Origin of the sequence: Saccharopolyspora ipomoeae (assembly GCF_029952525.1) — a bacterium.
Lineage (GTDB): Bacteria > Actinomycetota > Actinomycetes > Mycobacteriales > Pseudonocardiaceae > Saccharopolyspora > Saccharopolyspora ipomoeae.
Map to the genome: position 1 here is coordinate 261,438 of NZ_JASAOF010000003.1, position 20,911 is coordinate 282,348.

The 20,911-nt window shown below is 71.3% G+C and carries 18 protein-coding genes; 4 read left to right on the forward strand and 14 right to left on the reverse strand.

Features of this window, described 5'->3' with window-relative positions:
- Positions 1-124: 124 nt before the first annotated feature.
- From QFW96_RS07860 to ftsY, 6 genes are all read right to left on the reverse strand, one after another.
- Positions 125-1,867, reverse strand: coding sequence for a DEAD/DEAH box helicase (locus QFW96_RS07860; protein WP_281454883.1), 1,743 nt, complete (start codon positions 1,865-1,867; stop codon positions 125-127).
- A 299-nt stretch (positions 1,868-2,166) separates the two neighbouring features.
- On the reverse strand, positions 2,167-2,748 hold the full coding sequence (locus QFW96_RS07865; protein ID WP_281454884.1) for an AAA family ATPase: 582 nt from the start codon (positions 2,746-2,748) through the stop codon (positions 2,167-2,169).
- Between the two features lie 420 nt (positions 2,749-3,168).
- A complete protein-coding gene (locus tag QFW96_RS07870; protein ID WP_281454885.1) occupies positions 3,169-3,507 on the reverse strand; it encodes a P-II family nitrogen regulator in 339 nt (112 codons plus the stop codon).
- Entirely contained in the window at positions 3,504-4,844 is a 1,341-nt protein-coding gene (locus QFW96_RS07875) for an ammonium transporter (protein WP_281454886.1), read from the reverse strand. Before QFW96_RS07875 ends, QFW96_RS07870 begins: the two co-directional genes overlap by 4 nt.
- A gap of 122 nt (positions 4,845-4,966) precedes the next feature.
- Entirely contained in the window at positions 4,967-6,187 is a 1,221-nt protein-coding gene (locus QFW96_RS07880; RefSeq protein WP_281454887.1) for a CynX/NimT family MFS transporter, read from the reverse strand.
- A gap of 242 nt (positions 6,188-6,429) precedes the next feature.
- Positions 6,430-7,896, reverse strand: coding sequence for a signal recognition particle-docking protein FtsY (gene ftsY, locus QFW96_RS07885; protein ID WP_281454888.1), 1,467 nt, complete (start codon positions 7,894-7,896; stop codon positions 6,430-6,432).
- Between the two features lie 126 nt (positions 7,897-8,022).
- Between ftsY and QFW96_RS07890 the strand changes: the two genes are divergently transcribed.
- Together QFW96_RS07890 and QFW96_RS07895 are read left to right on the forward strand one after the other, a co-directional pair.
- On the forward strand, positions 8,023-9,198 hold the full coding sequence (locus QFW96_RS07890) for an anhydro-N-acetylmuramic acid kinase (protein ID WP_281454889.1): 1,176 nt from the start codon (positions 8,023-8,025) through the stop codon (positions 9,196-9,198).
- 8 nt (positions 9,199-9,206) lie between these two features.
- The gene (locus QFW96_RS07895; RefSeq protein WP_281454890.1) at positions 9,207-10,703 is read left to right on the forward strand and encodes a sodium:solute symporter; all 1,497 of its coding nucleotides are present in this window, start codon (positions 9,207-9,209) and stop codon (positions 10,701-10,703) included.
- Positions 10,704-10,757: 54 nt separating this feature from the next.
- Here QFW96_RS07895 and QFW96_RS07900 read toward each other — a convergent pair whose 3' ends face one another.
- Complete coding sequence (locus QFW96_RS07900) at positions 10,758-11,420, reverse strand: hypothetical protein (protein WP_281454891.1); 663 nt, start codon at positions 11,418-11,420, stop codon at positions 10,758-10,760.
- 133 nt (positions 11,421-11,553) lie between these two features.
- Here QFW96_RS07900 and QFW96_RS07905 point away from each other — a divergent pair, with 133 nt between their 5' ends.
- Complete coding sequence (locus tag QFW96_RS07905) at positions 11,554-11,880, forward strand: zf-HC2 domain-containing protein (RefSeq protein WP_281454892.1); 327 nt, start codon at positions 11,554-11,556, stop codon at positions 11,878-11,880.
- 50 nt (positions 11,881-11,930) lie between these two features.
- On the opposite strand, the gene smc is transcribed toward QFW96_RS07905, so the two are convergent.
- Together smc and QFW96_RS07915 are read right to left on the reverse strand one after the other, a co-directional pair.
- Complete coding sequence (gene smc / locus QFW96_RS07910) at positions 11,931-15,587, reverse strand: chromosome segregation protein SMC (protein WP_281454893.1); 3,657 nt, start codon at positions 15,585-15,587, stop codon at positions 11,931-11,933.
- 90 nt (positions 15,588-15,677) lie between these two features.
- Positions 15,678-15,962, reverse strand: a complete 285-nt coding sequence (locus tag QFW96_RS07915; RefSeq protein ID WP_281454894.1) for an acylphosphatase — start codon at positions 15,960-15,962, stop codon at positions 15,678-15,680.
- A gap of 331 nt (positions 15,963-16,293) precedes the next feature.
- On the opposite strand from QFW96_RS07915, the gene QFW96_RS07920 reads away from it, so the two are divergent.
- A complete protein-coding gene (locus tag QFW96_RS07920; RefSeq protein WP_281454895.1) occupies positions 16,294-16,773 on the forward strand; it encodes a hypothetical protein in 480 nt (159 codons plus the stop codon).
- Positions 16,774-16,776: 3 nt separating this feature from the next.
- Here QFW96_RS07920 and QFW96_RS07925 read toward each other — a convergent pair whose 3' ends face one another.
- From QFW96_RS07925 to QFW96_RS07945, 5 genes are all read right to left on the reverse strand, one after another.
- Entirely contained in the window at positions 16,777-17,391 is a 615-nt protein-coding gene (locus tag QFW96_RS07925) for a nucleoside/nucleotide kinase family protein (RefSeq protein ID WP_281454896.1), read from the reverse strand.
- 277 nt (positions 17,392-17,668) lie between these two features.
- Positions 17,669-18,523 carry an ESX secretion-associated protein EspG gene (locus tag QFW96_RS07930; RefSeq protein WP_281454897.1) on the reverse strand — a complete coding sequence of 285 codons (855 nt, stop codon included), beginning with the start codon at positions 18,521-18,523 and terminating at the stop codon, positions 17,669-17,671.
- Positions 18,524-18,525: 2 nt separating this feature from the next.
- The gene (locus QFW96_RS07935) at positions 18,526-19,836 is read right to left on the reverse strand and encodes a PPE domain-containing protein (RefSeq protein WP_281454898.1); all 1,311 of its coding nucleotides are present in this window, start codon (positions 19,834-19,836) and stop codon (positions 18,526-18,528) included.
- A 9-nt stretch (positions 19,837-19,845) separates the two neighbouring features.
- Positions 19,846-20,445: a DUF3558 family protein gene (locus tag QFW96_RS07940; RefSeq protein WP_281454899.1), complete on the reverse strand. Its 600-nt coding sequence runs from the start codon at positions 20,443-20,445 to the stop codon at positions 19,846-19,848.
- Positions 20,446-20,456: 11 nt separating this feature from the next.
- Positions 20,457-20,831: a hypothetical protein gene (locus tag QFW96_RS07945; RefSeq protein ID WP_281454900.1), complete on the reverse strand. Its 375-nt coding sequence runs from the start codon at positions 20,829-20,831 to the stop codon at positions 20,457-20,459.
- Positions 20,832-20,911: the final 80 nt, after the last annotated feature.

Consider the following 20,911-nt stretch of genomic DNA (forward strand, 5'->3'; position numbering starts at 1 on the left):
GGGTTCACGGGCTCCAGAGTCGAGAGGATGTACCTGGGTACCTGTGCGAGGGTAGCCGGTCCGCGCCAGGACCTGGCGCGGACCGGCTACCTCAGCAGGCCCCGATCAATTCAGAAGCGGTGCTTCACGCCCCGGTGTGCCGCATTTCGCGCTTGGGACCGCGGTGCTGCTGCGGGGAGCGCTGACCACCGGTGCCCTGGCCCTTGCGGTGCGGGCGCGGCTTGTCGCCGCGGTCCCGGTTCCCGGCGGGGCGGCGCGGGCGGCGGGAGATGATCTCGCCGTCGGCGCGGGTGATCTTCAGGCCGCGACCGGCGACCTGCGTGGTGCGCAGCTTGCTGAGCAGCTCCTCGGGCAGGTCCGCGGGCAGCTCGATGAGCGTGTGCTCGTTGCGGATGTCGATGTGCCCGATGTTCTTGCTGGGCACCCCGCCCTCGTTGGCCAGCGCGCCGACCAGCGCGCGCGGCGTGACCCGGTTCCGGCGGCCGACCTCGACCCGGTAGGTCTCGGTGTCGGCGCTGCTGGTGTGGAACATCGGGCCGTCCCGGCGCGCGGGCTCCGGCTCGGGCTCCAGCAGCAGCGGGCGGTCGCCCTGGGCCATCGCGGCCAGCGCGGCGGCGATCTCCGCGGCGGGCACGTCGTGGGTGCGCTCGTACTCGGCGACCAGCTCCTGGAAGACCTCCAGGCCGCCCTTGGCCAGCGTGTCGGTGATGCTCTGCGCGAACTTGGCGAGCCTGCGGTCGTTGACCGCGTCGATGCTCGGCAGCTCCATCTGCGGAATCTGCTGGCGGGTGGCCCGCTCGATGGCGCGCAGCAGGTGGCGCTCGCGCGGGGAGACGAACAGGATCGCCTCGCCGCTGCGACCGGCACGACCGGTGCGGCCCACGCGGTGCACGTAGGACTCGGTGTCGTGCGGGATGTCGTAGTTGAGCACGTGCGAGATGCGCTCGACGTCGAGACCGCGGGCGGCGACGTCGGTGGCCACCAGGATGTCGATCTTGCCGTCGCGGAGGTGCCCGATGGTGCGCTCGCGCTGGGCCTGGGCGATGTCGCCGTTGATGGCCGAGGCGCTGAACCCGCGCGCCTGCAGCTTCTCCGCGAGCTCCTCGGTGAGCTGCTTGGTGCGCACGAACACGATCATCGCGTCGAAGTCCTCGACCTCGAGGATGCGGGTCATCGCGTCCAGCTTGTTGGACGCGCGCACCGGCACGTGCCGCTGGTTGATGTTGGTTGCCGTGGAGGTCTTGGTCTTGACCGAGATCTCCGCCGGGTTGTTCAGGTAGTTCTGCGTGATCTTGCGGATGCCCTGCGGCATGGTCGCCGAGAACAGCGCGACCTGGCGCTGGGAGGGCACCGACTGCAGGATCTTCTCGACGTCCTCGATGAAGCCCATGCGCAGCATCTCGTCGGCCTCGTCGAGCACCAGGTTCTTCAGCCCGGTCAGGTCCAGCGAACCCTTCTCCAGGTGGTCGATCAGGCGGCCCGGGGTGCCGACGACGACCTGCGCGCCGCGGCGCAGACCGGCCAGCTGCGGGCCGTAGCCGGTGCCGCCGTAGATCGGCAGCACGTGGAAGCCGGGCAGGTGCGAGGCGTAGCGCTGGAAGGCCTCGGAGACCTGGATCGCCAGCTCGCGCGTGGGCGCCAGCACCAGGGCCTGCGGCTTGGTGGCGTTGAGGTCCATCTTGGACAGGATCGGCAGCGCGAACGCGGCGGTCTTGCCGGTTCCGGTCTGCGCCAGGCCCAGCACGTCGCGGCCTTCCAGCAGCAGCGGGATCGTCTGCTCCTGGATCGGCGACGGGGCCTCGTACCCGATCTCGGCCAGCGTCTTCTGGACGCGCTCGTCGAGGTCGAGTTCAGCGAAAGTAGGCATGCGGAACGCAGGTCTCCCTAGGTGGGTCGGCGGGGGGCTGATCGCGGAAAGAGGTCCGGCGCCCACCCCGCGCGTGCTGACGGGGCGTTGCGTCCACTCGGCGGCGTGCGGCGAACCTGTGTCGACTCCGCTTGCGCTTGACGAACCGCGCGCTCCACCCGACGCACACCCTGTTGCCAGTGACCCGCAGCTCGAAAAATCTCAGCCTGGTACCACGACATCCGGCCGTGGCACCGGACATCCAGGGTAGTCATCGCGATCAGTTGATGTCGGGGCGCCCCCGCCCAACGGGACGCAGGTCACGTCTCGACGTCCAACCGCAGGCCACCGGCCACCTGCGCGCGGGTGAACAGGTGCACCCGGCGCCACCCGGGCAGCGTCTCCCCGGCCAGCAGCCTGCGGTGCATCCGCTCGGCGCGCAGCACGTGCCGCCGGAACGAACCGGAGCGGATCAGCCTGCCCCGCGCGCGCTGCCCGTCCAGCGCCGAGCCGGCGTCGGCGTGCAGCCACACCAGCACGGTGCGCCGCCCGGTGAGGCGGGCGAACACCAGCAGCAGCATCCGGGTGCTGGCCCGGGTGGCGGGCTCGTGCGCCACCACCGGACCCCGCGCGACCAGGCAGGACCAGGCGATCCGGGAGCGGTGCGCGAGGTGCACCAGCGGCCGGTAGTAGCGGTAGGCGACGCCGGGCGAGAGCGCCCGCAACCGGGCGCGGACCTGCTCGGAGTCCAGCCGGACGACGTCGGAGCTCGCGCGCAGCTTGGCCAGCACCGTGCTCTTGCCCGCACCGGGCACGCCCGCGAGCACGACCAGCGTGCGACGGCCCACCCGCACCGAGGGCGTGGGGTGGGCGGAAACCGGGGATGCGTCCGAAATGTCCACGACCGCTCCAGATTACGCGGAACCGATCATGGACGGGCGAGATCGTGATCACGCACGAGAAGAGGCGGCCCGCTCCCCCAAGGGCGGGCCGCCTCATCGGAACTCCCGGTGCGTTACGGGGTCCCGCACCCGGTCACCGCGTGGGAGGCACGTTCCCACCGCCTCCCACGCTCCCCCGCGATCGCGGAGCCCCCGGAAAGCCCGCCCGACCCCCAGTGCGGGCGCGTTCCCCGGCTCCTCCCTGATCACCGCGTCGCACTGAAGAGTCTGCCCGGACCAGCGGCGATGCGAGACCGTGACAATGCCCGAGTAGGGCTGCGTAGTTGTACGCATTCCGCCCCCGGGAACCTGCTGAGAACGCGCGAAGGGGCGCCTCCCGACTCGATCGGGAGGCGCCCCTTCGCGGACTGCTCCGCGAGATCAGATCGCGGCCACGCCGGTCTCGCCGGTGCGCACGCGCACCACGCTCTCCACGGCGGTCACCCAGACCTTCCCGTCGCCGACCTTGCCGGTGCGGGCGGCGTTGACGATCCCGTCCACCACCTTGTCGACGTCGGTCTCGTCGACCAGGACCTCCACGCGGGACTTCTCGACGAAGTCCACCGAGAACTCGGCGCCCCGGTAGACCTCGGTGTGGCCCTTCTGGCGGCCGTAGCCCTCAACAGCGCTGACGGTCATGCCCAGCACGCCGAGCTTGCCGAGCTCCTCCTTGAGATCGTCCACCTTCTGCGGCTGAACGATCGCGGTCACCAACTTCATGCGCGGCTGCCCTCCAGCTTGCGGTCATCGACGTCGCCGGCAGAAGCCGAGGCGCGGCGGGCGGATCGGCCGTCACCGAAGTGGTACGCGGTCTCCGCGTGCTCGGTCTCGTCGATGCCCTCGGCCTCGTCCTCCTCGCTCAGCCGGAAGCCGATGGTCGCCTTGACGATCAGCGCCAGGATGAGGCTGAGCACGAAGGAGTAAATCAGCACCGCGAAGGCTCCGACAGCCTGTCGCCACAACTGATCCACACCGCCGCCGTAGAACAGGCCCGCGACGCCCGCCGGGGCCTCCGCCGAGGCGAACAGGCCGACCAGCAGCGTGCCCATCAGACCACCGACGAGGTGGACGCCGACCACGTCGAGCGAGTCGTCGTAGCCGAACTTGAACTTCAGGCTCACCGCCAGCGCGCAGACCGCGCCGGTGATCGCGCCGACCGCGATGGCGCCCAGCGGCGTCACCGACGAGCAGGCCGGGGTGATGGCGACCAGACCGGCCACGATGCCCGACGCGGCGCCCAGCGTGGTGGCGTGGCCGTCGCGGATGCGCTCGATGAGCAGCCAGCCCAGCATCGCCGCGCTGGTGGCGACCAGGGTGTTGACCAGGGTGAAGGCCGCGGTGTTGTCGGCGGCCAGGGCCGAACCGGAGTTGAAGCCGAACCAGCCGAACCACAGCAGGCCGGCGCCGAGCACCACGAACGGCAGGTTGTGCGGCTTGCCGACGCCCTTGGGCCAGTTCCGGCGCTTGCCCAGCACCAGCACCAGGGCCAGCGCGGCGGCACCGGCGTTGATGTGGACCGCCGTGCCACCGGCGAAGTCGATCGCGGCCAGGCGGTTGGCGATCCAGCCGCCGACCGCGGTCACGTTGCCCGCGTCGTCGGTGTCGTCGAAGTCGAAGACCCAGTGCGCGACCGGGAAGTACACCACGACCGCCCACAGCGCGGCGAACAGCAGCCACGGGCCGAAGCGCGCGCGGTCGGCGATGGCTCCGGAGATCAGCGCGACCGTGAGGATCGCGAACATCGCCTGGAAACCGACGAACGCCAGCGACGGGATCGTGCCGGACAGCGAGTCCTCACCCAGCAGCCCCGACAGGCCGAAGTTCTCGAAGGGGTTCGCGAGCAGGCCCAGACCACCGAGGTCGGTGGAGAACGCCATCGAGTAGCCGAACAGCACCCACAGCACGCCGACCACGCCGATGGAGCCGAGGCTCATCATCAGCATGTTCAGCACGCCCCGGGACCGGACCATGCCGCCGTAGAAGAACGCCAGACCTGGTGTCATCAGTAGGACCAGAGCGGCGCTCACGAGCACCCATGCGGTGTCGCCTGAATTCACATTGCCTCCCCGTGCGGACCGAGTTGCGCCGCATCTTGGGAAATGGCTGTTTCAGGCGCACCGTTCTGGTGTTACGGGGGCGTGAAAAGGGGCCTGCCCGCGGTTACGCCGATGTTGACGCGTCAATTCCGTGTTACGCGGCCGATCACGGACGGGACCTGGACCGGTCGCCCGACCGATAGTCCGCACGCCAACCAGCCCGCTGAGCAGGCCAGGATCAGCACCAGCGGCACCGTCCAGGCATCGGTGAGGTCGTGCAGCAGACCGATCAGCAGCGGACCCGCCGCGGCGATGAGATATCCCCCACCTTGTGCCATACCGGACAAGGCGGTCGTGGTGTCGCTGTCCGGGGAGCGCAGGCCCAGCAGCGTCAGCGCCAGACCGAACGCCGCGCCCTGCGCGAGGCCCAGCACGACCACCGCGGGCCAGGCCAGCGACGGCGGGCCCAGCAGGATGCCGCCGAAACCGGCCATGAGCATCAGCGCCAGCACCACGATGATGCCCCGCTGGTCGCGCAGCCTCCGGCACAGCACCGGGATCGACATCGACCCGATCGCCTGGATCGCCGCCTGCACGCCCAGCGCCAGCCCCGCCAGCTCCGGGCTCATGCCGCGGCTCTGCAGCATCGTGGGCAGCCAGCCGAACACCACGTAGGCCAGCGAGGACTGCAGGCCCATGAAGAAGGTGACCTGCCAGGCCAGCGAGCTGCGCCAGAGGATGCCCGGGCTCACCGGCTTCGGGGCGGCGACGGCGCTGCCGCGCACCGCGACAAGGCTGATCACCAGGGCGACGAGCACCGGTACGGCCAGCAGGCCCAGCGGCGCCCGCCACGCCGAGCCCAGCGCCTCCCCGATCGGCACCACGGCGGCCGCGGCCATCGCGCCGCCCAGCGTCAGGCACATCGTGTAGACGGCGGTGACCACCGGGACCGTGTGCGGGAAGTCGCGCTTGATCAGGCCGGGAACGGCGACGTTGGCGACCGCGATGCCCGCGCCGACGACGACCGTGCCCGCCAGCAGCGTCGCGACGCTGCCGAAGGCGCGCAGCGAGTTGCCGATCAGCAGCACCACCAGGCAGCCCAGCAGCACCCGCTCGTCGCCGAAGCGCTGCCGCAGCTTCGGCGCGATGAACGCGAACGCGCCCAGGCACACCACCGGCAGCGTGGTCAGGACACCGCTGAACGTGCCGGACACGCCCAGGTCGTGCTGGATGCGCTCCAGCAGCGGCGCCACCGCGGTGAACGGCGGCCGCAACGCCAGCGCCACCAGCACCACCACGATCACGGTCACGATCGCGGTGACCCGCTGGGTCCGCGGCGTTCCCCCCTGGACTCCCGTGTCCACGCAACATCCCTTCGATGAAAAGAGCTGGTCCGCGACGAGATCCGCTCCCGGCGGCGTCGCGGGCACAACTCAACTACATGGAACGGCCGTACCACAAACTCTCCCGCAGTGAACCTCTGCACACCTGCCGCGGGAATACCCCCGAACAGCCCAAAACCCCCTCACCAGCCACGACGCGTCGTCCCCCGGGCACGAGCGAGCCCCCGGCGACGGGTCGCCGGGGGCTCGCTCCGGAAGCGGGATCAGTTCAGCAGGGCGTCGACGAAGGCACCCGGCTCGAACGGGGCCAGGTCGTCCGGCCCCTCGCCGAGGCCGACGAGCTTGACCGGGACGCCGAGCTCGCGCTGCACCTGGAAGACGATGCCGCCCTTGGCGGTGCCGTCGAGCTTGGTCAGCACGATCCCGGTGACGTCGACGACCTCGGAGAACACCCGGGCCTGCATGAGCCCGTTCTGGCCGGTCGTCGCGTCCAGCACCAGCAGGACCTCGTCGACCTGCGCCTTCTTCTCCACGACGCGCTTGACCTTGCCGAGCTCGTCCATCAGACCGGTCTTGGTGTGCAGCCGCCCGGCCGTGTCGACCAGGACCGCGTCCACGGCGCTGTCGCTGCCCCGGCTGACCGCCTCGAACGCCACGCTGGCCGGGTCGGCGCCCTCGTTGCCGCGGACCACCTCGGCACCGACGCGCTCGCCCCAGGTCGCCAGCTGCTCGACCGCGGCGGCGCGGAAGGTGTCGGCCGCGCCCAGCAGCACCGTGCGGCCGTCGGCGACCAGCACGCGGGCCAGCTTGCCGGTGGTGGTGGTCTTGCCGGTGCCGTTGACGCCCACGACCAGCAGCACCGCGGGCTTGCCGCCGTCGGCGGGGTCGCCGTGCGGCAGGGCCCGAACCGAGCGCTCCATGTCCTGGCCGAGCGCGTCGACGAGCACCTCGCGCAGGACCGCGCGGGCCTCCTCCGGGCTGCGGACGGCGCGGGAGGCGATCTCGCCGCGCAGCCGCTCGATGATCTCGGTGGTGGTGGCCGCGCCCAGGTCGGCCATCAGCAGGGTGTCCTCGATCTCCTCCCAGGAGTCCTCGTCGAGGTCACCCGCGCCGAGCAGGCCCAGCAGGCTCTGCCCGAAGGTCGTGCGGGAGCGGGAGAGCCGTCCGCGCAGCCGCTCCAGGCGACCGCTGGTGGGCTCGATCTCCTCCGGCTCGACCGCGGGTTTCTCCGGCTCCGGCGGCGCGACCGGTTCGGCGGCCGGCTCGGTCCCGGTGGGCTCGGGTGCCGCGGGCTGGGCCGGGACCTCGGGCTCGGTGAGCGGCTCGGCCGTCGCGGTGTCACCGGAACCGGCGGGCTCCTCGGGGAGCTCGACGTCGACGATGCCGCGCCGCTCGGTGTCGCGCGGGACCGCCGCGTCGTCACCGACGCCCGGCTGCCCCTCCACCTCGGTGCGCTCCTCGACCGGGTGCTCGGGCGCAGCTGTCTCGGCAGGCCCAGCTGTTTCAGCAGGCCCGGCGGTCTCGGGTTCGGCGGTGGCGGCGCCGCTGGCGAAGCTGATGCCCCCGCCCGCCTGGTAACCGCCGCCCTTGACCTCGGGGCGGGCTTCGGCTTCGTCCTTCTCGCGGAGGCTGATCCGCCGACGGCGGTTGAGCACCACACCGGCGACCACGGCGAGAGCCAGCACCAGCGCGACAACGACGACGATCGCAATCAGGGTTGAGGTGGTCACCCGGCCATCCTCCCACCTGCTCTAACCGCCTCGACCAGGCACCTGCCAGGCGGTTCCGTGAGCAATTCACCAACAATGCGTGCCAAGTGCTTGCTTTTTCATGTCCGTGTGCAATACACCACAGGTATGCGCTGGTGGCGAGTGGTGGGACTGCTCTCGGGGACCTCGATGGACGGCATCGACGTGGTCGCCGCCGAGATGGCCCTCGACGGCGAGGCGATCCTGCTCCGGCCGCTCGGCGACACCACCCTCGACTACCCCGCCGACCTGCGCGAACAGCTGCGCGACGCGCTGCCGCCCGGTGACGTCGACGCCGCGACCCTCTGCCGCCTCGACACGCACGTCGGCCAGGCCTTCGCCGACGCCGCCCGCCTCGGCGTCGAGCTCGCCGGTGGCGAGGCCGATTTCATCGCCTCGCTCGGCCAGACGCTCTACCACTGGGTCGAGGGCGACCGCGCCCTCGGCACCCTGCAGATCGGCCAGCCCTCCTGGATCGCCGAGGCCACCGGGCTGCCGGTGATCTCCGACCTGCGGACCCGCGACGTCGCCGCCTCCGGCCACGGCGCGCCGCTGGCCGGAGTCCTCGACGCCCTCTGGCTCGGCGGAGCGGAAACCCAGGTCGCGGTGAACATCGGCGGGATCGCGAACATCACGGTGGTCGGCGGGCCCGAACCGCTGGCCTACGACACCGGGCCCGGCAACGCGCTCATCGACCTCGCCGCGCACCAGCGGACCGGCCGCGCGCAGGACACCGACGGAGCCCTGGCCGCCTCCGGAACACCCGACGAGGACCTGCTCAAGCTCCTGCTCGACGAGCCCTACTACGCGCTGCCCGCGCCGAAGTCGACCGGCAAGGAGCACTTCAACGCCGCCCACCTCGACCGCGCCCTCACCGAGCTCGGCAGGCCGATCGACGACGGCGACCTGCTGGCGACCCTCACCGAGCTGACCGCGGCCACCGTCGCCGACGCCTGCCGCGCCGAGGGCGCCCACCGCGTCGTCGTCTCCGGCGGCGGCGTGCACAACCCCGTGCTGCTGGCGGCACTGCGCCGACGGCTGGACGTCCCGGTGCTGGTCAGCAACGATCTCGGGATGCCCGCCGACAGCAAGGAGGCCCTGCTGACCGCGCTGCTCGGCTTCCTCACCTGGCACGGCCTGCCCGGCAACACGCCCGGGACCACCGGAGCGGCCGGCCCCCGAATCCTCGGCAGCATCACCCCCGGCCGCACCGCACTGCGGCTGCCGGAACCCGCCACCACCCCGCCCCGGCGGCTGATCGTGCGATCAGCCGCGACGAACTAGGAGGCCAGATGCGATCGCTCGACCTCGTCGTGATCGGCTTGTACCTGATCGCGATGCCGGCGCTGGGATTGCTGCTCAGCGGCAAGCAGAGGAGTTCGCAGGACTACTTCGTCGGCGGCAGGCGACTGCCCTGGTGGGCGGTGTGCTTCTCGGTGGTGGCCACCGAGACCTCCACGCTGACCGTGATCAGCGTGCCGACGGTGGCCTACCTCGGCAGCTTCACCTACCTGCAGCTGGCGATCGGCTACCTCATCGGCCGCATCATCGTCTCGTTCGTGCTGCTGCCCCGGTACTTCGCCGGGAACCTGGTCAGCGCCTACGCGTTCCTCGGGCAGCGCTTCGGCAACGGGCTGCAGGGCACGGCGTCGGTGACGTTCCTGATCACCCGGCTGCTGGCCGACGGTCTGCGGCTGTTCGCCACCGCCATCCCGGTCAAGGTGATGCTGGCGGCCTTCGACGTCCACCTGGCGTACTGGCAGATCATCGCGCTGCTGTCGGTGCTCACCGTCGTCTACACCTACTTCGGCGGCATCCGGGCCGTGGTGTGGGTCGACGCGATCCAGATGATCGTCTACGTCGGCGGCGCCGTCGTCGCCGGGATCATCCTGTTCGGCGAGCTGCCCGGCGACTGGTTCTCCACGGCGATGGCCGAGGGCAAGCTCCAGCTCTTCGACTTCTCCTCGTCGATCATCACCGACCAGTACGCGTTCTTCACCGCCGTGATCGGTGGCGCGGTGTTCGCGATGGCCTCGCACGGCGCCGATCAGCTCATGGTGCAGCGGCTGCTGGCCTGCAAGGACCTCAAGGACGGTCGCCGCGCGCTGATCACCAGCGGTGTCGTGGTCGCGCTGCAGTTCGCGCTGTTCCTGTTCATCGGCACGATGCTGTGGGCCTTCTACAAGGGCGCCACCCCGGACTCGATGGGCCTGTCCAGCTCCGACGAGCTGTTCCCGCAGTTCATCGTCAACGACCTGCCGCCGGGCGTCTCGGGCCTGTTCATCGCGGGCATCCTCGCCGCCGCGATGAGCACCCTCGCGTCGTCGCTGAACTCGCTGTCGACCTCCACGGTCAGCGACCTCTACCAGCGGCTCTCGAAGAAGCCGCTCGACGACGCCTCGGTGCTGAGGATGGGCAAGTTGTGGACCCTGGTGTGGGCGGTCGTGTTCGTGGCGTTCGCGTCGATGTTCACCAGCACCGAGAACCCGGTCGTCGAGGTCGGTCTCAGCATCGCCAGCTACACCTACGGCGCGCTGCTGGGCTCGTTCCTGCTGGGATTGCTGGTCAAGCGGGCCCGGCAGGCGGACGCGATCATCGCGTTCGTCGCGACCCTCGCGGTGGTGCTGTACTTCGTCATCGGGGTGAGCTTCCCCGACGGCGAAGGAGGCGAGACGTCGCTGGCGTTCCCCTGGTACACGCCGCTCGGCGTGATCGTCACCCTCGTCGTCGGCGGCCTGCTGTCGCTGCGCCACAGCGACGAGGAGGAGCGGACGCCGGAAACCGTCTGACCACGACGCGGAACGGCCCCCGGTGCGATCACCGGGGGCCGTTCCGCTCGTGCGTCAGAGGGCCAGCGGGAGCAGGCCGACGAGCAGGACCAGGACGAACACGGCGATGCTGACGCCGATGGTCAGGCCCATGCCCGGGGTCGCCTGCGGGGTCGGGCCGATCGCGCCGTCGACGAAGACCATCGCGGGCGCCCGGTAGAAGACGTCGAGCTGCTGACCCGCGCCGACCGGGATCACCGCGGTCGCGTGGCCGATCTTCCACAGGTAGTTCACGTGCACCTGGATCTGGTGCTGTCCCGGCGGCAGGTCGATCGGGTTCTTGCCCCAGGTCAGCACCGGCCCCGGCTGGCCGTTGATCGTCACCTGCGGCTTGAACAGCAGGAACGCCCAGCCCAGCCAGTGGAACGAGCAGTCGATCAGCAACCGGCCCATGCCCGGCGGGGGCGGCGGGAACTGCGGCGGCATCTGCTGCTGCGGGGGCATCTGCTGGGGCGGCGGCTGCTGGGGCATCGGGCCGGACTGCGGGTAGCCCTGCAGCTGGGGGTATCCCTGCGGCGGCGACGGCGGCTGCTGCGGGTACCCCTGCTGCGGATAGCCCTGCTGGGGGTACCCGGGCGGCTGCTGCTGGGGCATCGGCCCGGACTGCGGGTAGCCGGGCGGCACGCCCTGCTGCGGGTATGGCGACTGCCCTGGCGGCGGGCCGTACGGGTTGGTCATCACGATCTCCTAGTGCCACGACGCCTCGCGGGATGCCGGATCGAACCCATCTTCGCGCATGCGTTCGGCGGTTCCCGCACCCCCGTCCGCTACAGCTCTTCAGGTTCGCGGTTCGGAAGCCGATCAAGGGGCAATGGGGATGTTCGTCCGCAGGCGGATCGGAGCGGGGACCGACCACGGGGAGTTCCAGCGCAGGCTCGACGCCTACGCGGCCGGTGAGCTCGACGACGTCGACTGGCTGATGATGCGCACGCACCTCGCCGAGTGCGCGCACTGCCGATCCCAGCTGTGCCGGCCCGCGCTGCTCAACCGCGCCGCACCGCAGCGCATCCTCGCCGACCACGCGCCCGGTCGGAGAACCATGCGCGACACCGCCCCCGGCTGGACCATCGTGCTCGGCGTCGTCCTGGTCGCGGCCCTGGTCGCCTTCAGCATCGGGTACGCCCTCGGCGGCGTCTAGTCATGCGGCGGAAGCCCTCGGGGTCCGCCCCCCGACCCACGAACCGGTTCTTAGTCCAGAACCGCTGCGACGTCGCCTTCTTCCGGGGTGCCTTCTTCCGGGGCGCCTTCGGGTTTCGGTTCGCCGTCCGACTTGCCCTTGAGGCGTTGTGAGATGACCTGGGTGATGCCGTCGCCGCGCATGGTGACGCCGTAGAGCGCGTCGGCGATCTCCATCGTCGGCTTCTGGTGCGTGATGATGATCAGCTGCGAGGTCGTGCGCAGCTGGTCCAGCAAGGTGATCAGGCGGCGCAGGTTGGTGTCGTCCAGCGCGGCCTCGACCTCGTCCATCACGTAGAACGGCGAGGGCCGGGCGCGGAAGATCGCCACCAGCATCGCCACCGCCGTCAGCGACTTCTCGCCACCGGACAGCAGCGACAGCCGCTTGACCTTCTTGCCCGGGGGACGCGCCTCGACCTCGACGCCGGTGGTCAGCATGTCCTCGGGATCGGTGAGCGTCAGGCGCCCGTCACCGCCGGGGAACAGGACCTTGAAGACGACCTCGAACTCCTTGGCCACGTCCTCGAACGCCGACGAGAAGACCTCCAGGATCTTCTCGTCGACCTCCTTGACGACGCTGAGCAGGTCGCGGCGGCTGTCCTTGAGGTCTTCGAGCTGGGTGGACAGGAACTTGTAGCGCTCCTCCAGCGCCGCGAACTCCTCCAGCGCCAGCGGGTTCACCTTGCCCAGCAGCGACAGGTCCTTCTCGGCGCGCTTGGCGCGGCGCTCCTGGGTGGCGCGGTCGTAGGGCACCGGCGGCGGGGCGCTGACCTCGTCGCCGCGCTCCTTGGCGGCCTCGTACTCGGCGACCTCGGCGGGGCTCGGCGGGACCGGGACGGTCGGGCCGTACTCGTCGACCAGGTCGTCCAAGCCGATGCCGAAGTCCTCGATGATCTTGGTTTCGAGCTGCTCGATGCGCAACCGCTGCTCGGCCCGCACGACCTCGTCGCGGTGCACGGCGTCGGTGAGCTTCTCCAGCTCGCCGGACAGCTCGCGCACCCGCGCGCGGATCACGCCGAGCGCCTGCTCGTGCTCGCTCTGCTTGGCCTGCGCGACGTCGCGCTCCTCGGTCGCGGCCTGCAGCGACACCGTGATCCGCTCCAGCGCGGTCTCGGCCCCGTCGACGACGACGCGGGTGACGCGGGCGGCGCGCTCGCGGGCCTCGCGAGCCGCTTCGGCGCGGGCGCGGGCCTCCCGCTCGTGGCGAGCGGCGCGGCGCAGCTGGTCGGCGCGGCCCTGCACGGCGCGGGCGCGTTCCTCCGCTGTCCGCTGCGTCAGCCGCGCGTCCATCTCCTGCTGCCGCACGCCGGTGAGCTCGGTGGAGAGCCGGTCGCGCTCATCGGTGTCGGGCTCGGCGGCCTCCTCCTGCTCGTTCTTGACCGCGTCGAGCCGCTCCTCCAGCTCGGCGAGCTTGGTCAGCGACTGGTCGCGGGTCTGCTCGACCTTGACGCGCTGCTCGGAGATCCGCTCGACCTCGGACGTGGCGTTGCGGGCGGCGCGCTGCAGGCTGGAGAGCCGCTCGGTGCTGCGGGCGCGGGCGACCTTGGCCTCGTTGATCTGCTCCTGCGCGGCGCGGGCCTCGGCCCGGCGCGATTCCTCCTCGGCGCGAGCGCCTTCCAACGCCGCCGAGTGCTGCTCAAGGCGCCGCTCGGCGGCGGCGAGCTCGGCCTCGGCCTCGTCGACGGCGGCCCGGACCTCGATGACGCTCTGCTCGTCGTCGGAACCACCGGTGGCCCAGTGCGCGCCGAGCACGTCACCCGCCGAGGTCACCGCCCGCACGCTGGGCTGGGCCTGCACCAGGTCCTTCGCCGCGTCCAGGGTGTCGACCACCGCGACCCGGTCCAGCGCGCTGAGCACCGCTCCGCGCAGCTCGTCCGGCGCGCTGACCAGGTCGACCGCCCAGCGGGCGGACCCGGTCAGCTGCGGCCATTGCGAGCGGTCGACGTCGGCGTCCGACCCGACGACCACGCCGGACCGCCCGGCGTCGTCGGACTTGAGCAGTTCCAGCGCGGTAACCGCGTCGGTGACGCCGCGGACCACGACGGCGTCGGCGACCGAGCCCAGCGCCGCGGCGAGCGCCGCCTCGGCACCGGTCTCGACGGTGAGCAGCGCGGCGACCGACCCGAGCAGACCGGGCACCCGGTCCCCGGCCGCGAGCAGGGCGCCCGCGCCGTCCTTGCGCTGCAAGCCCATCGACAGCGCTTCGACGCGGGCCTTCCAGGACGCGATCTCCCGCTCGGCGGCCCGCTCCTGCTTGACCAGCTCCTCCACCCGGGCTCGGGCGGCGTCGCGGGCCTGCGCGGCGGCCTCGCGGCGCTCCTGCAGGCCGGCGTCGTCGGAGTCCTGGCCGCCGCTCTCCTCCTCGGCGTCGGCGAGCGCGCTGTGCGCCTCCTCCGCGCGGGCGGTGGCCTCCTCCAGGGACTCGGAGAGCCGCTCGATCTCGTCGGCGCTGTCGCTGACCTTGCCGCGCAACGACTCGACCTGACCGGACAGCCGCGCGGCGCCCTCGCGCCGGTCGGCGATGGCCCGGACCGCGGCCATGTGGGCCTGCTCGGCCTGCTTGAGCTGCGATTCCAGCTCGGAGCGGCGCTGCACCACCTCCTGGAGGGCTTCGCGCGCCTCCTCGACCTGCTCGCGGAGCTCGATCTCCTGCTCGGCGGCCTCCTCGGCCTCGGCGTCGAGCTGGTCGGGGTCCCGGCCGGAGCGCTGCTCCTCGCCCTGCTCGGTGAGGTGCTTGTGCCGCTCGGCGGCCAGCCGCAGCGTGCCGCGCAGGCGCTCTTCCAGCGCGGACAGGCGGTACCAGGTCTCCTGCGCCTTGTTCAGGCGCGGCGCGTCGGCGGCGACGGCCTCTTCGAGGGTCTTCTCCTCGGACTGGGCGAACTGCAGGGCACGCTCGACCTCGGTGCGCTTGGCGCGCGCGGTCTCCTGGTCCGCCTCGTCGCGGGCCAGGTCGGCGCGGGCGGTGACCAGGTCGTCGGCGATCAGCCGCAGCCGCGCGTCGCGCAGGTCGGCTTGCACGGTCTGCGCCTTGCGGGCGATCTCGGCCTGCTTGCCCAGCGGTTTGAGCTGCCGCCGCAGCTCGCTGGTGAGGTCGGTCAGACGCGTCAGGTTGGCCTGCATCGCGTCGAGCTTGCGGAGCGCCTTCTCCTTGCGCTTGCGGTGCTTGAGCACACCCGCGGCCTCCTCGATGAGGCGGCGGTTCTCGTCGGGCTTGGCCTGCAGGATCGACGCGAGCTGGCCCTGACCGACGATGACGTGCATCTCGCGGCCGATGCCGGAGTCCGACAGCAGTTCCTGCACGTCCATCAACCGGCACGAGTTGCCGTTGATCTCGTACTCGCTGGCGCCGTCGCGGAACATCCGCCGCGTGATGGAGACCTCGGTGTACTCGATCGGCAGCGCGCCGTCGGCGTTGTCGATGGTCAGCGTGACCTCGGCGCGGCCCAGCGGGGCGCGACCCGCGGTGCCCGCGAAGATCACGTCCTCCATCTTGCCGCCGCGCAGGTCCTTGGCGCCCTGCTCGCCCATCACCCAGCGCAGCGCGTCGAGCACGTTGGACTTGCCCGAGCCGTTGGGGCCGACGACGCAGGTGATGCCGGGTTCGAAGCGCAGCGTGGTGGCCGAGGCGAAGGACTTGAACCCCTTCAGCGTCAGGCTCTTGAGATGCACGGCTGCCGTCGACCTTTCCCGTCGGTTACGCGACCACGTCCGGGAGACTCTACCGTCGATCGACCTCGACTCGACGCAGAACCGCTGGTTCTAGCGCTCGACGAAGCCGTCCAAACCGCCCTTGGCTTCCATCCAGAGCTCGGCGACGTGGTCCACGCGGCCGGGCGTGCGACCGGAACGCAGGGCTTCCAGGAGCTTCTCGCAGTCCTCCCGGGGCCCCTCGGCGACGACCTCGACGCGGTTGGCGGGCAGGTTGGTGGCGCTGCCGACCAGCCCCAGCTCCAGCGCGCGCGAACGCGTCCACCAGCGAAAACCCACGCCCTGCACGTGTCCGTGCACGCGTGCGAGCAGTCGTACCGGCTCCTGTTCCGTCACGGTCCCCGATGATGCCGCGCGCCCTCCGAGGTCACATCACCGGCTGTTGATCGGGGCGAATCCGGCCCCCGGTATGATCCGCCAGATCCCGGCGCGCCGGGACACCGGGGGACGAGGACGAACCGACACGAGTTGGGGCACCGATGGACCCGTTAGACGTGGAAGACCCGGACGCCCGGCCGAAGCGCCTGGTGATGCTCGCCGCGTCCGGCATCGCCGTCGCCACGATCTTCGCCACCACCGCCGTCGTCGTAGCCGGCTCCAGCCAGCAGCGGGAATCAGCCCAACCGGGCATCACGCTGCACCCCAGCACCTCTCGGACCACCACGTCGTGGACGACGGCGCCGCCGATGCCGCCGGGCCCGCCGATCACCGGCACCACCAGCTCGGAGACGACCAGCAGCGAGAGGACGTCGGCCACCCGCACGTCGACCTCCACCAGCCCGTCGTCGACGCTGCCGCCGCCTCCGCCGCCCACGACCACGACGCCGTCGTCGCCGCGCCCGACGCCGACCCGGCCGTCCCCGACGCGCCCGTCGCCGACGCCGACGTCCACGACCGAGCCCACGACGCCGGAGCCGACGCCCTCGCCCGGCCCGAGCGCGAGCACGACTTCCCACTGATGTCGCTGGCGGTGCACGCGTGCCGGTCGCTGTGCTCCTGGCACCGGACGCCCAAGGAGCTCAACGGTCTTCCGCTGCTGGCCTGCCGCGGCTGCGGTTCGCAGTGGATCCGCAGCGAGGCGTGGACGCCGATCGACCACACCGGCCGGATCCCCGACGACGTCCGCGCCGAGCTCCGCGAGCGCTGAGGTTCAGCTCGGGTCGCCGTCGATCACCAGGTCCGCGCGGTCGCGCGTGGCGGCCACGATCGCGGCGTTGCGCTCGTCGCTGCGCTGCACCCACTCCGCGGCCTCCTCGGGCGTGCGGCCGTAGTGGACGTGCCGGTCGACGAGGCGCTGCACGCGCTGCTCGTCGTCGGGGGCGAGGAACCAGCACTCGTCGAGCAGGCCGCGCACCGGCGCCCAGGGCGGGGTGTCGAGCAGCAGGTAGTTGCCCTCGGTGATGACCAGCGGAACCTCGGGGTCCACGGCGATCTCGGCCGCGAAGGACTCCTCGATCTCGCGGTGGAAGTTCGGTGCGAAGACGGTCTCGGCGCCTTCCCGGATCCGCCGCAGCAGCGCGACGTACCCGGCGGCGTCGAAGGTGTCCGGCGCCCCCTTGCGCTCGGCCCGCCCCAACCGCCGCAACTGCGCGTTCGCCAGGTGGAACCCGTCCATCGGAACGAGAACCGCGCGGTCCCCGAGCTCGGACATGACCCGCTCGGCCACGGTCCCCTTCCCGGCACCGGGCGCCCCGGCGATCCCGAGGACCCGCCGCTGCCCACCATCAGCGAGCCGCTTCGCCCGCGAGATCAACTCCGAGTACACGCCCCCACCCTAGTTCGCGTCCCGTCCCCACCCGGGTCACCACAGGACAGTTTTAGCCACAACTGTCCAGACAAAACGGACATTGATCATGGGTGATTATGGCTAAAACCGTCCCCTGCCCACCACCACTCCCACCGCCACCACGACCCCACTCCCCACCCCGCGCGCGAAAACCCCGGTTTTCATCGCGCGAAAACCCCGGTTTTCGCGCGACGAATGTTGCGGTTTTCGCGCGACGAATGTTGCGGTTTTTGACAGGGGGATGGGTGATCGGGTGTCAGGAGAAGGTGGGGGTGGTGAAGTCGTGGGGTGTTGTTGAGCCGTGGGTGGTGGGGTCGTCCCAGACTTCGGTGAGGAGTTCTCGGGTGTAGGTGGCCAGGCGGGCGTTGTCGGCCGGGGCGATGGTGCTCCAGGCGCGGCCGTCGCCGCTGGGGCGGACGACGTGCAGGTAGCGGCCTCGGTCGGTGTCGTGGAAGGCGACGACCCGACCGGCGCGGTCCGGTTTGCCGCGACCGGGGTTGCCCTCGGCGCCGAACTGGCCGCGAATCCCCATGTTGTCGGCCATGTTCGCGACGTCCGCGGCGTCGTCGTGGCCGATACCCAGGATCCGCAGCTCGTCGGTGAGCACCAGGGGCCCGCTGGCACCCGCGACTTCGGATGCCTTGCGCAGCACGTCGTGGGGCAGGCTCACCGCCCGTCCCGGCCCGGGCGGCACGTCGCCGGCCACCGACACGGCTGCCTCCGCCAGCGAGCCGCCGCGGATCGGGGTCATCTCGACCACGTCGCCGTCGACGACCGTCAGCAGCCCCTCACCACCGTTGGCGCAGGCCAGCGCGCGGATCGAGCGGTCCGCCCAGATCCGGACGTCGACGCTGCGCTGCGGCCGGTCCAGCAGGCCGAGCAGGTCGGCGAACTCGACCTCCACCCGATCCCGCTTCGCCTCGGCAAGGCGCTTGTGCCGCAACGACTCCCACGCCTGCGCGACCAGTTCAGCGCGCTCGGTGAAGGTCCTGCCGGGGCTGGGCACGTCGAGGACGATGTGCCGCCGCGCGTCGAGTCCCGCCGCCTCGCAGACGACGTCGAACTCCAGGACCGACAGGGTGATCGACTCGGATTCGGCTCCAGGGCGCACCGTCAGTCCCGCTTCTCCGGTTCGTCGTCCCCGTCCTCAGCCCCGTCGTCGGCGGCGTCCTCGGCCTTCGGCTCGACGTGCCCGAGCACGGCGGGAGCGACCAACCGGTCGTCGTCGAACGGGGTTTCCTCGGCGGTGTACTTGTTCTCGTGCTCGGCGTCCTCACCGGGCTTCTCGCCGCGCGTGGCCGCCGGCGACATCATCGACCCCGGCGCGGGCCTGCTGCCCGGAGTCCCGCCCGCGGCCTTGCCCGCCACGGTGTCACCCGGACCGCCGCCGATCGTCCCGCCGCGCGTCGCGGGAGCCTTCGGCTCGGCCCCCGGGACGACCTTGGGCCCGGCGGTCGCGGGGGCGCGGCCGCCGAGGGCCCGGCTGGCGGCGTACGCGCCGATCCCGGCCACGGCCGCGCCACCGGCGGCGACGCCGAGTACGGTGCCGGTGCTGATCCCGCCACCGGTGTCCGCGCCCGCCTGCGGGTCCGGCTCGGTGTCGAACTCGGCGGCGTGCTCGTCCTCGCCGTGATCCGGACGCTCTTCACCCGGACGCCGCTCACCGGGTCGCTGACCGGAAGGTGGTTGTGCCACAGGGGTTTTCGGATCTACCGGACGTTCCCCGCTGACCCGGCCACCGCCGACGCTGCCACCGCCGACCCGGCCGCCGACCACGGACCCGGAGACGTCCCCGGACCCGCCCGGAGCGGATCCGAACGATCCGATCCCTGCCGAGGGGACCGATCCGGCCGACGCCGCGGGCGCGACCACGGCCGCGGGCATCGTCGGCAGCGGCTGGTAGGCCTGCGCCTGCTCGACCGAGGTGTCGCGGTAGTTCGACAGCGCCGCCTGCGCGGCCTGCTTCTGCGCCTCGATCTGCTTGGCCTCCTGGTCGTAGTCGCTCTCGTACCCGAAAGCGCCTCCGGCCCACTCGAAGACGTTCTCCGACCGGCTGTGCCGCAGCTCCTCGGCGTTGGGCAGCGTGTGCCGCGCCGACTCGTACCCACCGGCCTGCGCGTCGACGCTGCTCGCCGACACCGCGAGCGGGTCGGGCGCGTCGCCGAGGGCCACGCTCTGCTGCCGGGTCGCCTCAGTCGCGAGACTTCCCGCGCTGCCCTCCCACTCGACCTGCAGCTTCGCGAGTTCGCGGCGCAGCGTGTCGTCGAGGTCGACGACGACCTGCACGCACTTGTCGAGCGCGCGCACGGCCCCCTGCATCGCCTGGGTGCCCTGACCCTGCTTGATCTGGGCGATCCACTGCTGCAGCTCGGGGATGTCCATCCCCTTGAAGCGGATGTCGCGGATCGGATCGATGTAGGTCACGCCAGCCCCCTAGCTCTGAGCCTGCACCGTGCTGACGACGGAATGCGCCGCCGTCTGGGCCTTCTCGCACATCTGGTCGTTGTTCATGGCGTTCGGCGTCTGCAGCTGCATGTTGATCCACACCGTCTGGCCCTGCGCCGCGTCGACGAACGCATCGCACCCGAGGCTCTCGCCGCCGTTGATCTGGGACTGCACGGCGCTGAAACCGTTGAGCGCGTAGACCTGCCGGGAACCCGGACTGGAGTTGATCTTGTCGAGGAACAGATCGATCGGCTCCGGCACGATGCGCACGCCGATCGCGAACCGCGCCGGACCGGTATCACCGAGGAAACCGCACCCGTTGTAGTTGTCGCCGTCCTTGATGACCGGCTGACCGCCCGCGACCTGCAGCGATCGCTGCTGCTCAGCGCTCAGCCAAGTGCACACGTCGTCGTCCTGCTTGCCCGCGACCGCCAGGTCCTTCGGTCGCGGCGGCAGCTTCACGTCCTCGTCGGCGGCGGGAGCGCTGCTGGGTGCCGGAGCCGGATCGGGACCGTTCACGGTGCAACCGGTCAGGATCAGCAGAGCCGCGGCGACCGTCGTCGCAGCGGACCAGGTACGCACTAGCACCGGGGTCGTCCTCACTTCGCTCCTCGCGTCAGCTGGAAGGAGGCGCTGATCTCCTCGTCGGTGTAGCCGTACTGCTTGGCGGCCTCACCGAGCTGCTCCCCGAGCTTCTCGACGTTGTCGACGTACTGCATGAGCCTGTTGAAGTGCGAATCCTGGTTGCCCAGCAGGTAAGCCGTCCAGGTCGTCGCGGCGTGCTTGCTGACCTCGTCATCCCCGGGCGGGGTGACCTGCAGGCTGGCGGCGAGGCCGTACAGCCGCTCGCGCGCGTCCTCGGCCGCGGACAGGATGGTCTTGCGGACCTCGAGGACGTTGTCCTCGTTGACCGTGATGGTCTGCGCGGCCGCTCCCGAATCCGGCGCGGGAGGCGGCGGCACTGGCGTCGTCATCGCGGAAACCCCCAGGTCGCGGCGGCATCTGATCACCGGGTCGGGACCGACAGTAGCAGCGCCCGAAGACGCCGAGCACC